This is a genomic window from Candidatus Planktophila versatilis (assembly GCF_002288345.1).
GTDB lineage: Bacteria > Actinomycetota > Actinomycetes > Nanopelagicales > Nanopelagicaceae > Planktophila > Planktophila versatilis_A.
Genome location: NZ_CP016781.1, coordinates 528309 through 540422, shown reverse-complemented (window position 1 = coordinate 540422; position 12114 = coordinate 528309). Strand labels below are relative to the sequence as shown.

Here is a 12114-nt window from a genome sequence, read left to right as displayed (position 1 = left end):
CTCACGTACCAGCCTCATCCATTCCACGAAGTTCACGCTTTAGCTCTTTTAATTCATCACGCAGGCGAGCAGCAAGTTCGAATTGAAGTTGATCGGCTGCGCCACGCATCTGCTCGGTGAGGGAGCCTATCAATGCAATGAGTTCTTGGCGCGGCATGGAATCCGTTGATTTCGATAAGAATGGCAGGGCCGCCGAAGATTTCTTACCCTTAATTCCGGCCATGATGTCATCTGTGTCATCACTTTCTTGGGCGATGAGGTCAGTGATATCGCTGATCTTCTTACGTAGCGGTTGGGGATCCACCCCGCGCTCGAGGTTATACGCAACCTGCTTCGCTCTTCGTCTATTGGTCTCATCAATAGCTTTGGTCATGGCCGCGGTCATATTGTCGGCATACATATGGACTTCACCTGAAACATTTCGAGCGGCGCGCCCAATTGTTTGAATCAGTGAAGTTGCAGAACGCAAGAAGCCTTCTTTGTCAGCATCGAGAATTGCGACAAGTGAAACTTCCGGTAAATCGAGTCCTTCGCGCAAGAGGTTGATTCCAATCAGGACGTCGTACTCACCCATACGAAGTTCACGTAGTAACTCAACACGTCGCAAGGTATCTACCTCAGAGTGAAGATAGCGAACTCTCACTCCGCGCTCTTGCAGGTAATCCGTAAGGTCTTCTGACATCTTCTTAGTCAGAGTAGTAACTAATACGCGCTCATTCTTCTCTGCCCGAATATTGATTTCGTAGAGTAAATCATCAATCTGCCCCTTAATTGGCTTGATAATGATTTGTGGATCAACCAACCCAGTCGGTCTAATCACCTGTTCAACGACATCTCCCCCGACCTTCTCCATCTCATATTTGCCGGGTGTGGCTGACAAATAAACCTTCTGCCCTGTGCGTTCCAAAAACTCCGGCCACTTAAGTGGTCGGTTATCTAGTGCACTGGGCAATCTAAATCCGTGTTCCACCAAGGTTCGTTTACGTGATGCATCGCCTTCAAACATCGCACCAATTTGTGGAACAGTCACGTGACTTTCATCAATGACAACCAGGAAATCCTCCGGGAAGTAATCAAGGAGACAGTTGGGCGCAGATCCGGCTTCGCGTCCATCTAGATGACGTGAGTAATTTTCAATGCCAGAACAGAAACCCAGTTGCTCCATCATTTCCAAATCAAAGGTAGTACGCATGCGAAGGCGCTGTTCTTCAAGTAACTTGCCTTGCTTGGTAAAGAGATTGAGCTGCACCTGAAGCTCATCTTGAATCTCCCCCATAGCGCGTTTCATCGTCTCTGGACCGGCGGCATAGTGGGTTGCCGGGAAGATATAGATTTCAGTTTCATCATGGACAATCTCACCGGTGAGCGGATTGAGCGTCATAATCTTCTCAATCTCATCCCCGAACATTTCAATACGCACAGCCAACTCTTCATACATCGGAATTATCTCTACGGTGTCACCTCGAACCCGGAAGGTGCCGCGCTCAAAGGCCATATCGTTTCGCTTATATTGAACATCAACAAACTTACGTAGCAGCGCATTACGTTCGATTTCATCGCCCACTTTCAGGCGAATCATCCGGTCTATGTATTCCTGCGGCGTTCCAAGCCCATAAATACAAGACACTGTTGCAACCACAATAACATCGCGGCGAGTAAGAAGTGAGTTGGTCGCTGAGTGACGAAGTCGCTCGACCTCATCATTGACACTTGAATCTTTCTCAATAAAGGTATCAGTTTGCGGAACATAGGCTTCAGGTTGGTAGTAGTCATAGTATGAAACGAAGTACTCCACCGCATTATTAGGCAGCAGTTCTCTAAATTCATTGGCCAACTGGGCTGCCAAGGTTTTATTTGGCGCGAGAACAAGTGTGGGACGTTGTAAACGTTCAATCAGCCAAGCCGTGGTTGCCGACTTTCCAGTTCCGGTAGCACCTAAGAGAACAACATCCTGAGCGCCGTTATTGATCCGCTTTGCGATCTCCTCAATTGCCGCTGGTTGATCTCCGGCTGGAATGTAATCACTTATGACCTGAAAGGGCGCGACTTTCCGCTGGAGATCAGTTACTGGGCGCACACTCTTAGCCTAGCGACTGCGGCAGAAGAACGCTCTCCCAGAGATTTTCAACCTGGCGCAGGAGCGAATCTTCATCAGAGTTGTTGTAAATAACAGTATCAGCAAGAGCTTCTCGAGATTCAGGTGATGCCTGGGCTGCAATCCGCTTCTCGATCTGTGAAATATAGAGTCCTCGCTTAAGCAAGCGTTCCTTGCGTAGCTCTAAATCTGATTCAACGGTAATGACATAGTCAAACTTCTCAGCCGCATTTGTTTCTGCCAATAATGGAATTTCATAAATCAGGATGTCATCGTGATCTAGGTCAGCCACTGCTTCGGCAAAGATCGCCTGAACCCGCGGATGAATAATCGCCTCTAAATCTGCTCGTGCTGACGCATCGCTGAAAACAATCTCAGCAAGTTTTTTACGGTCGATATCACCATTTTGAATTACTTCATCTCCGAAACGAAGTAAGACTTCAGCAAAACCATCGGTTCCTCGTTCAATGACCATACGAGCGAGTTGATCCGCATCGATTACTAGCGCCCCAAGTTCGGCAAAGCATTGCGCCACAGTGGACTTTCCTGCACCAATGCCACCAGTGAGTGCAACAACTAACATGGAGCTAGCCTATCTCTGAGGATGAAAAAAGAGACCCATGCGGGGTGTGCGAGGTTAAGTAACACCCCGCGACCCGTATGAGTCTCTCTTTCTTTAAGACTTATTCGGCGGCAACTACAGCTGCTTCTTCCGCAACCTTTGCTTCTGCCTTCTGCTTCTTGTGTGCAAGGAAGCGCTCTTGAGCAACAGCGTATTGACGCTCCCACTCCTCGCGCTGTGAGTCAAAGCCTGGCTTCCACTCTTGGGTATCAGCATCGAATCCTTCTGGATAGATGAAGTTTCCTTCTGCGTCATAACGAGCAGACATTCCGTATTGAGTTGGATCAAATGCTTCGATCTCTACTTCTTGGCCTTCATTTGCTTGCTTAAGTGAGAGTGAGATGCGACGACGCTCAAGATCGATATCGATGATCTTCACGAATAGTTCGTCATCTACGGCAACAACCTGCTCTGGAATCTCAACGTGGCGTTCTGCCAACTCTGAGATGTGAACTAGGCCTTCAATGCCTTCGTGGACACGGATGAATGCACCAAATGGAACAAGCTTCGTTACGACGCCCGGCACAACAGTGTTGATTGTGTGGGTGCGAGCAAATGCCTGCCACGGATCTTCTTGTGTCGCCTTAAGTGAGAGTGAGACACGCTCACGCTCAAAATCAACTTCGAGAACTTCAACAGTTACCTCGTCGCCAACTTCAACAACTTCACCTGGGTGATCAATGTGCTTCCATGAGAGCTCAGAGACGTGAACAAGACCATCAACGCCACCAAGGTCAACGAATGCACCGAAGTTAACGATTGATGAGACAACACCTGTGCGAACCTGGCCCTTTTGGAGCTGGTTCAGGAATTCAGTACGTGATTGTGACTGTGTCTGTTCAAGGAATGCACGACGTGAAAGAACTACGTTGTTGCGATTCTTATCGAGTTCGATGATGCGACACTCAACCTGCTTACCGATGTAAGGAGTGAGGTCACGAACGCGACGCATTTCAACAAGTGATGCTGGCAAGAAGCCACGCAATCCGATGTCGACGATGAGTCCGCCCTTGACAACTTCAATAACAGTTCCCACGACAACCTCGTCGCGCTCTTTCTTGCCTTCGATATCTCCCCAAGCACGCTCATACTGAGCACGCTTCTTGGAAAGGATCAGGCGACCTTCTTTATCTTCCTTCTGCAATACGAGAGCTTCTACTCGATCTCCGACCTTAACGATGTCATTTGGATCTGCATCGTGGCGGATTGAAAGTTCGCGTGCTGGAATTACGCCTTCTGTCTTGTAGCCGACATCGAGGAGTACTTCTTCGCGATCAATTTGTACAACTGTACCTTCGACGAGATCTCCGTCGCTGAAATTTCTGATTGTTCCTTCAATTGCGGCTAAGAAATCTTCCGCTGAACCAATGTCATTTATTGCAATTTGAGTAGTCAAGGTGCTCCGTAGGGATAGAAAGTAGTAGGGACAGGACTGCGCAAGAATACGTGTGAAGGTGATTTAGTAGCAAATCCCAGCCTCAAAATATGGGCAACCAGGGCCTGTTATTCAGATAAATCGCTAATGAGCCGCTTCATTCCAACTAGCACCGATTCCCACTGAGACATCCAGCGGCGCCCGAAGTGGAAATGCGCTGCCCATCTGCATGCGGACAAGTTCAGAGACTTTATCAACTTCACTCTTTACTACTTCCAGGATCAATTCATCGTGAACCTGCAACAAGAGCCGAGATTTGTAACCACCGGCGACCAACGCCTGCTGCACGTTAAGCATCGCTTGCTTAATGATGTCAGCGGCCGATCCTTGAATTGGAGCATTGAGAGCCATGCGCTCAGCTACCTCTCGACGTTGACGATTATCGTGAAGCAAATCGGGCAAGTATCTGCGACGTCCCATCACTGTTTCTGTGTAACCCACCTTGCGCGCATCATCGACAACAGTCTTTAAGTAATCGCGAATCCCACCAAAACGCTCGAAATATCGATCCATCAAATCTTGGGCGGCAGGTGGAGTGAGATCTAATTGAACAGCTAACCCATATGAACTCAAGCCATAGGCAAGGCCATATGACATCGCTTTAATTTGCCTACGCATTTCAGGATCGACATCACTTGCCTTAACACCAAATACCTCGGCGGCAACAGTTGCATGTAGATCTTCACCGGATTCAAAAGCTGCAAGTAAATGCTCATCATTTGATAAGTGAGCCATGATGCGCATTTCAATCTGGCTGTAGTCAGCCGTCAGGAGTGCGTCATAACCACTTCCTGCAATAAAGCAGTTTCTAATTTTGCGACCTTCTTCGGTGCGCACCGGAATATTTTGCAGATTGGGCGCAACTGAGGACAAGCGCCCTGTGGCAGCAACTGTCTGGGCAAAGTGGGTATGGATTCTCTTATCACTCTTGATTTCAACAACAAGTCCTTCAATTGTGGTTGCCAACTTCTTCGTCTCGCGAATACGCAAAAGTGCCGCCAAGACAGGATGTGATGTCTTTTCAAATAACCATGAGAGCGCATCGGCATCGGTTGTAAATCCAGTCTTTATCTTCTTAGTCTTAGGCAAACCGAGCTCATCGAAGAGAACAACCTGCAACTGTTTAGGGGAAGCAACATTAAATTCATGTCCCGCAGCCTCATGAGCATTCTTGGTCTCGCGCGCGACCTCGGCATCAAAGAAGGCAGCCAGGGTTTGAAGCTCCTTCTTATCTACTGCTATCCCCCGGTTCTCCATAATTGCCAGTAAATCTGCTATCGGAAGTTCGAGTTTGTTATATAACTTAGTTAAACCACGGTTTTCTAGCTCTGCGGTCAGTGAATCACGAAGACCAAAGAGTGCACATGCCGTAGTTAATAAGAGTTGTTCAGCAGAAGACTCATCAAGTTGGCTGCCATCTCCCCAGCGTTCAAGTAGATCTGAAACATCTTGTGCGCGCACGCCAGGGTTAACCAGATATGCAGCCAGTGAGGTATCAAAAACAACACCGGTGAGAACTCCTTGGCGAGCAATGGCTTTCCCGTCATGGGCAATTTTTTCTACCTTCGCATCACTTGCCCATGAACCCATCTCAAGTGAATCAACAAGAAAAGCTGAACTCTTAGAAAGAGCTACGGCATATCTTTGAAGTTGGTCATCTACTAAGTCGCACGCAATCGCGATTGGACCTGTATGTGAGGCAATCTTTGCATCGGCCTCTTTAGCCGAAAGAATTTCGGAAGTAACTTCAGCCCCAAAGAGTGAGGGCGCCGAGTCAGCACTCTTGCTCTTCTGCGTATCTTTCACGGTAGCTAGCGTCGTTGAGATAGCTTTCAAGCGTTCTTTGAGCGTTCTAAACTCCAACTGCTCAAAGAGAGCGGTGAGGTTGGAGTCATCAACTCCCTTCCATGCCAGCGCATCAATTTCAAAGGTGATGGGTGCATCATGAATAAGTTGGGTGAGTTCACGGTTGCGCACCACGTTATCGATATTTGCTCGCAGTGATTCACCCACCTTGCCACCCACTGTCGCAGCCTTTGAAAGTAGTTCGGTAAGAGAGCCATATTCCACAACCCACTTTGCGGCCGTCTTTTCACCGACACCAGGAATTGATGGCAGGTTATCGCTGGGATCCCCACGAAGTGCGGCAAAATCCGGATACTGATCCGGCGTCATTCCGTACTTCTCTTGCACTGATTGCGGGGTCATGCGCGCCATCTCACTCACACCACGCTTGGGGTAGAGAACAGTTGTTTGAGCTGTGACCAACTGGAAACTGTCACGGTCTCCAGTACAGATCAATACCTCTGCGCCCTCTTTCTCTGCGCGTTTGGTAATTGTGGCAATCAGGTCATCTGCTTCAAATCCTTCAAGTGAGAATTGCGAGATTCCAAAACCCTTTACTAATTCATTGAGATATGACATCTGAGATCTGAACTCATCAGGTGTCTTTGCTCGATTTGCCTTGTACTCAGGAAAAATCTCGGTGCGAAATGTCTTGCGAGAGACATCAAAGGCCACCGCCACGTGGGTGGGCTTTTCATCTTTTAGAAGGGAGATGAGCATCGTTGCAAAACCATAGATTGCATTGGTGTGCTGGCCCTGGGCAGTGGTGAAATTCTCGGCTGGGAGAGCAAAAAAAGCACGGTATGCCATGGAATGACCATCGATAAGAAGTAATCTCTTCGTGGTCATAGGCTCATCTTAGATATAAACTCATCAACTATGACGCAACCAGATTACCTAGCAATCATCAAAGAACGCGGACAAGGCGCCCTCGATATCAAGATGGGCATCGAGATGCTTGAAGTCTCCCCCGAAAGACTTGTTGCTCGGATGCCAGTTGAGGGAAACACGCAACCAATTGGATTGCTCCATGGCGGGGCCAATGTTGTGCTTGCTGAATCACTTGGCTCCATTGGAACGCAATTACATGCTGGTCCTGATCGCAAAATTGTTGGCGTTGATATCAACGCGACTCACCATAAATCAGCAACAAGTGGTTGGGTAACAGCAGTTGCTACCCCTATTTCATTGGGCCGCACGTTATGTGTCTATGAGATCGTAATAACAAACGAGGCAGGTCAGCGAACCTGTACAGCTCGCATCACCTGCCTCATTCTCAATTCGTAAGAATAATTCCTAATACGGAACTAGTGCGCACCTGTTCCCAGGTATGCCTCACGAACAGCTGGATCGTTAAGTAGATCTGCAGCCTTTGCTTCCTTCGTAACATTTCCAGTCTCAAGGATGTACGCACGATGAGCACGCTGTAGTGCCTGCTGGGCATTTTGCTCAACCAGGAGAATTGTTACTCCCTGCTTATTAATCTCGGTAATGATGCGGAAGATATTTGCAATCATCTGTGGTGCTAGCCCCATAGATGGCTCATCAAGGAGTAATACCTTCGGACGAGCCATGAGCGCACGACCCATTGCAAGCATCTGCTGTTCGCCACCTGAAAGAGTTCCGCCGGCTTGCGCGACACGCTCTTTTAAACGTGGAAATAAGGTGTAAACGCGATCAAGGTCTTGATTCATCTCAGATTTACGATCCTTGCGATTAAACTTTCCCATCTCAAGGTTTTCCAGAACTGTCATACCCGGAAAAATTCCGCGACCTTCAGGAACTTGCGAGATACCGAGATCTACCCGCTTGTGTGCTGGAATCTTATTGATATCTTCACCGTCAAATGTGATGCTTCCGCTGGAAACTGGACGAAGACCAGAGATGGTCTTAAGAATCGTTGTCTTACCTGCTCCATTAGCACCAATCAGAGTTACAATTTCACCTTGATTGACAACAACTGAGACACCTTTAATAGCCTCAATCTTGCCGTAGTGAACTCGAAGGTCCTTAATTTCAAGATTCATCCGCAGGCACTCCCAGGTAGGCCTCAATTACTCGAGGGTCATTTTGAACTACTGATGGAAGATCATCTGCAATCTTTTGGCCAAAATCCAGCACCGCAACACGATCAGAGATTCCCATAATCAGTGACATGTCGTGTTCAATGAGAAGCACGGTATATCCCTTATCGCGGATTCTCTTGATCGTTTCAGCCAGCGCAACCTTCTCCGCGGGGTTAAATCCCGCAGCTGGCTCATCAAGTAAAATCAACTTCGGTTCTGTGCCTAGTGCACGTGCAATTTCAAGACGTCGCTGATCACCATAGGGAAGATTCTTAGCCAACTGATCTGCTCGGTGATTGATTCCCATAAACTCAAGAAGCTCATGAGCGCGAGCCTTGCCATCTCGCTCTTCGCGGCGATTCAATGGTGTTCCAAAAAGGGCGCGAATTAGACCGGTCTTCTTGTGAACATCCGCTGCGGTCTGAACATTTTCTAGCGCGGTCATATCTCCAAAGAGGCGAACATTCTGGAATGTACGAGCAAGGCCAGCTTTAACAATATGGTGACGCTTCTTGCCATTAATGTTTTCACCGTTAAACACAATCTCACCAGATGTTAGAGGATAAACACCAGTCACAACGTTAAAGACCGTAGTCTTGCCCGCACCATTTGGTCCAATGAGAGCGCAAATCTCGCCCTCATTGACATGGAAATCGACTTCATTCAGAGCTGTGACACCACCGAATTTAATGGTGACGTTCTTGAGTTCGAGAAGTTTCTTCGACATTACATCGTCCTCTTCTCTTCAATTTTTTCTCGCTTCTTACGGGGCAAGAGGCCATCTGGACGTAAATTCATCATGATGATGAGAACTAGCCCAAAGACCAATTGACGTGCATCGGAGATAAATCGGATGCGCTCTGGCAAGTACGCCAGAATGGAGGCACCCAGGATTACACCCCAGATGTTTCCAATACCACCGAAGACGACGCAGGCAAGAATTAAGATTGATACATCGAACTTGAACATATCCGGTGAAATAACCATCACTTTGGATGCATAAAGTACGCCAGCGGCCCCACCAACTGCGGCACCGATAACGAATGACCAGAGCTTGTAGATAAGAGTGTTGACACCCATAAGTGCCGCAACATCCTCATCCTGACGGATGGCCTCCCATGCACGACCGGGACGACGAACGGTAAAGCGACGAATCATCCAAATAACTAAAAGAATCATGAAGAGCACAAGCCAGAAGAAATCTTGCGGGTGCATCAAATCGAACTTAAATCCAAGGACAGCAGGTGGGTTCGGGATTCCAGGAATTCCTTCACTGCCGCCAGTAGCGCTCAGATTTAGCGCCACTATTCGCACGATCTCACCAAAGCCTAAAGTTATAATTGCTAAATAATCACCACGTAAGCGAAGCGCCGGAAGTCCAAGTAGCACACCGGAGAGCATCGCAAATCCAATTCCAAAAGGCATAATTTCCCAGGTGTTCCAACCAAGCGTAGTCGACATAATTCCTTGGGTGTAGGCACCAATAGCAAAGAATGCAACATAACCGAGATCGAGAAGTCCTGACTTTCCTACAACGATATTGAGTCCAAGGGCCATGAGAACGAACATCCCTATTGGATAAACCAATACATTTTCAAAAGATGTGATGGGAGTATTCAGGAAAGAAGTAGGGCCCCACTGTGCGGAGAATGGAAGAAGTGCCGCAAGACCAACAATGACCAGAACAAAAATTGTTCGAGTCGCACGATTCCATCCGGTCCAGATGGCAGCACCTTTATCGCGAAGATTGAAATTACCAAATTTACTCATCATGTTCTCGTTTGCTGAACAGCTTCACCAAAGAGGCCGTTCGGTTTGAATAGTAGGACTACAACCAAAACCATAAATACAGTAACGGCCTTCCACTGGCCACCTAAAATCGCCGAAGCGAACTGCTCAAGAATTCCCAGAGCCAAACCACCATAAAACGCTCCTCGAAGATTTCCAATGCCACCTAGAACGGCTGCAGTAAATGCCGCTATGCCCATTGTGAAGCCGACTTTAAAGACGGTGTTCTCATAGACTGTTGTATACAAAAACGCAGCGACTCCTGTGGTGATGCCTCCAATGCAGAATGTCAAAGTAATAACACGGTTGATATTGATTCCCATCAGCTTCGAATTCTCTTCGGACATAGAGACCGCGCGAATTGACTTGCCGAGACGAGTCTTAGTGACGAAGCGATCTAGGATTACGAACACCACGATTGGGATGATGATTGTAAGAACTGTATCGATGCGAATATCGGCGCCCCACACGGTTCCAAAACTCCACTTTTGCAGAACCCGGGGAGCAGCCATTGGTCGTGACTCTGTGATGATTCGCACGCCTTCAAGAAGAAATATTGAAACGCCAATAGCCGAAATCAAGGATGCAAGTCTATTTGCTCCCCGCGCTCGTAATCTTCGGTAGGCCACCAATTCAACAAGCATCGCGAGCACGGCGCAAACGACCATGGAGCCAACGAGAGCCGCCAGTAGAACTAAAATTAATTTTATTCCGTGTAACTGTTCGGAATCATTTGTTATCTTGAAAATATGCGCCTCTACGTAGAGTGTTGCAAATGTTCCCAACATGAATACTTCAGAATTTGCAAAGTTGATGAGTCTAAGGACTCCATAAACCATGGTGTACCCCAGAGCCACTAGGGAGTAAATAAGGCCCAGCGCAATCCCTTGGAAAGCCAAGGAGGCGAATTGACTTTGGAGCACTGAAAAATTCATTTTTACCAATCTCGAAACTAGCGAGTGTTATGAAGCGTGACCACCACCCAGACTAACTGGGTGGTGGTCACGCTTACTGCCTTGCAACTACTTAACTACGTGAAAGAAGCTATTAAGCAATCTTGTCGTAGATGGTTTCGCCGTCTTTCGTAACGATATATCCACCAACGGCTGCAGCTGTTGTTGGGTCACCGTAACGATCGAACTTGAACTTATTTCCGCCAGCATCAGTAAATGTGCCATTGTTTACACACTTCTGGATTGCTGAACGAGTTGATGCGCCTTCCTTAATGCACTGAATGAAGACGTTGGCCGCAGTCCATGCTGTTCCTGCATATAGACCAGGAACCTTCACACCAGTTACCTTGGTGAAGTCAGCTAGTTGTGCTGCTGTAAGCAATGTATTGAATGGAACATCTGCTGCAGTCATCTTGACGCCTACAGCAATTGCCTTTCCGCCTGCAAGTCCTACGAAGCCAGAAGTCTGAACTCCGTCGCCGCCTGCGAATACACCCTTATATCCACCATCGCGAAGTGCCTTGATGAGTGGACCAGCTGTGTAGTCATAACCTCCGAATAGAACAATATTCGCTCCAGAAGCCTTTACCTTTGCAACAACTGATGTGAAGTCCTTGGTGTCATCTGGGAAGTTATCTGTTCCCACGATTGTGCCGAGCTTCTTTGCAGTTGGAGTTGCGTTTTCTCTGATGAGTGGTGCGCCATAAGTAGACTGATCATCGATCATGTAGTACTTAGGTGAAGCAACTCCGTCTGCTGCATAGCGAGCAAGAGCTGGACCCTGGTACGAATCATTAGCAACAACGCGGTGGAAGATTGGGAAGCCGTTCGACTTCGCTTTTCTGTTTGTAAGGTCCACTGCTGAAGCTGATGGAGCAACCATAGTCAGACCTGCAGCCTTATATGCTGGGAATGAGTTACGAGCTTCACCAGAACATGCTGTTCCGATGACGCCAATGATTGCCTTATCAGCAGCAACACCTGGAGCAACGTTTGCAGCAACTGTTGGATCGCACTGTGAATCTGCCTTGACAAGCTCAATCTTCACCTTTGGGTTTGTGCGGTTGTACTGATCGATTGCCCAGATTGCACCAGGAATTTGATCCGTACCTAGAAATGCAGCTCCACCAGTTAGTGGGCCCATGTATGCAAGCTTTATTTTCTTAGCAGCAGCGTTCGCTGGAGCTGTTGCAACTGCACCGAATGCAAGTGTTGCAGCAGCAGCTATTGCAAAGCCGCTTACGATCTTCTTATTCATGTATTGCCTTCCTGTTTCGTCTTTCATGTGTCCCGGGACAGGGAAGCGCTAA

At 47.8% G+C, this 12114-nt stretch carries 10 protein-coding genes; 1 reads left to right on the top strand and 9 read right to left on the bottom strand.

Going from position 1 to position 12114, the window contains the following annotated elements:
• Nucleotide 1 precedes the first annotated feature (1 nt).
• The 4 genes from uvrB to polA form a co-directional block, all read right to left on the bottom strand.
• Nucleotides 2-2077 carry an excinuclease ABC subunit UvrB gene (uvrB, locus tag A1sIIB142_RS02730; RefSeq protein ID WP_095693578.1) on the bottom strand — a complete coding sequence of 692 codons (2076 nt, stop codon included), beginning with the start codon at nt 2075-2077 and terminating at the stop codon, nt 2-4.
• A 4-nt stretch (nt 2078-2081) separates the two neighbouring features.
• Complete coding sequence (gene coaE, locus A1sIIB142_RS02725; protein ID WP_095693577.1) at nt 2082-2678, bottom strand: dephospho-CoA kinase; 597 nt, start codon at nt 2676-2678, stop codon at nt 2082-2084.
• A gap of 100 nt (nt 2679-2778) precedes the next feature.
• Entirely contained in the window at nt 2779-4113 is a 1335-nt protein-coding gene (gene rpsA / locus A1sIIB142_RS02720; RefSeq protein ID WP_095674731.1) for a 30S ribosomal protein S1, read from the bottom strand.
• A 123-nt stretch (nt 4114-4236) separates the two neighbouring features.
• A complete protein-coding gene (gene polA, locus A1sIIB142_RS02715; protein ID WP_095693576.1) occupies nt 4237-6846 on the bottom strand; it encodes a DNA polymerase I in 2610 nt (869 codons plus the stop codon).
• A gap of 30 nt (nt 6847-6876) precedes the next feature.
• Between polA and A1sIIB142_RS02710 the strand changes: the two genes are divergently transcribed.
• Nucleotides 6877-7284: a PaaI family thioesterase gene (locus A1sIIB142_RS02710; RefSeq protein ID WP_095684643.1), complete on the top strand. Its 408-nt coding sequence runs from the start codon at nt 6877-6879 to the stop codon at nt 7282-7284.
• A 20-nt stretch (nt 7285-7304) separates the two neighbouring features.
• Here A1sIIB142_RS02710 and A1sIIB142_RS02705 read toward each other — a convergent pair whose 3' ends face one another.
• The 5 genes from A1sIIB142_RS02705 to A1sIIB142_RS02685 form a co-directional block, all read right to left on the bottom strand.
• On the bottom strand, nt 7305-8024 hold the full coding sequence (locus tag A1sIIB142_RS02705) for an ABC transporter ATP-binding protein (protein WP_095693575.1): 720 nt from the start codon (nt 8022-8024) through the stop codon (nt 7305-7307).
• A complete protein-coding gene (locus tag A1sIIB142_RS02700; protein ID WP_095693574.1) occupies nt 8014-8790 on the bottom strand; it encodes an ABC transporter ATP-binding protein in 777 nt (258 codons plus the stop codon). Before A1sIIB142_RS02700 ends, A1sIIB142_RS02705 begins: the two co-directional genes overlap by 11 nt.
• Nucleotides 8790-9833 (bottom strand): branched-chain amino acid ABC transporter permease, encoded by a 1044-nt coding sequence (locus A1sIIB142_RS02695; protein ID WP_095694132.1) that lies wholly within the window; start codon nt 9831-9833, stop codon nt 8790-8792. The genes A1sIIB142_RS02700 and A1sIIB142_RS02695 overlap by 1 nt, the downstream gene beginning before the upstream one ends.
• Entirely contained in the window at nt 9833-10690 is an 858-nt protein-coding gene (locus A1sIIB142_RS02690) for a branched-chain amino acid ABC transporter permease (RefSeq protein ID WP_236849868.1), read from the bottom strand. The genes A1sIIB142_RS02695 and A1sIIB142_RS02690 overlap by 1 nt, the downstream gene beginning before the upstream one ends.
• 208 nt (nt 10691-10898) lie before the next feature.
• Nucleotides 10899-12062: a branched-chain amino acid ABC transporter substrate-binding protein gene (locus A1sIIB142_RS02685; protein WP_190283288.1), complete on the bottom strand. Its 1164-nt coding sequence runs from the start codon at nt 12060-12062 to the stop codon at nt 10899-10901.
• Between the last annotated feature and the right edge of the window lie 52 nt (nt 12063-12114).

Bases quoted from the DNA above. Each gene is read 5' to 3' on its own strand.
- A1sIIB142_RS02695 (WP_095694132.1), bottom strand. From the start codon at position 9,833: ATGAGTAAATTTGGTAATTTCAATCTTCGCGATAAAGGTGCTGCCATC.
- coaE (WP_095693577.1), bottom strand. From the start codon at position 2,678: ATGTTAGTTGTTGCACTCACTGGTGGCATTGGTGCAGGAAAGTCCACT.
- A1sIIB142_RS02690 (WP_236849868.1), bottom strand. From the start codon at position 10,690: ATGGTTTATGGAGTCCTTAGACTCATCAACTTTGCAAATTCTGAAGTA.
- A1sIIB142_RS02710 (WP_095684643.1), top strand. From the start codon at position 6,877: ATGACGCAACCAGATTACCTAGCAATCATCAAAGAACGCGGACAAGGC.
- A1sIIB142_RS02700 (WP_095693574.1), bottom strand. From the start codon at position 8,790: ATGTCGAAGAAACTTCTCGAACTCAAGAACGTCACCATTAAATTCGGT.
- polA (WP_095693576.1), bottom strand. From the start codon at position 6,846: ATGACCACGAAGAGATTACTTCTTATCGATGGTCATTCCATGGCATAC.
- A1sIIB142_RS02705 (WP_095693575.1), bottom strand. From the start codon at position 8,024: ATGAATCTTGAAATTAAGGACCTTCGAGTTCACTACGGCAAGATTGAG.
- A1sIIB142_RS02685 (WP_190283288.1), bottom strand. From the start codon at position 12,062: ATGAATAAGAAGATCGTAAGCGGCTTTGCAATAGCTGCTGCTGCAACA.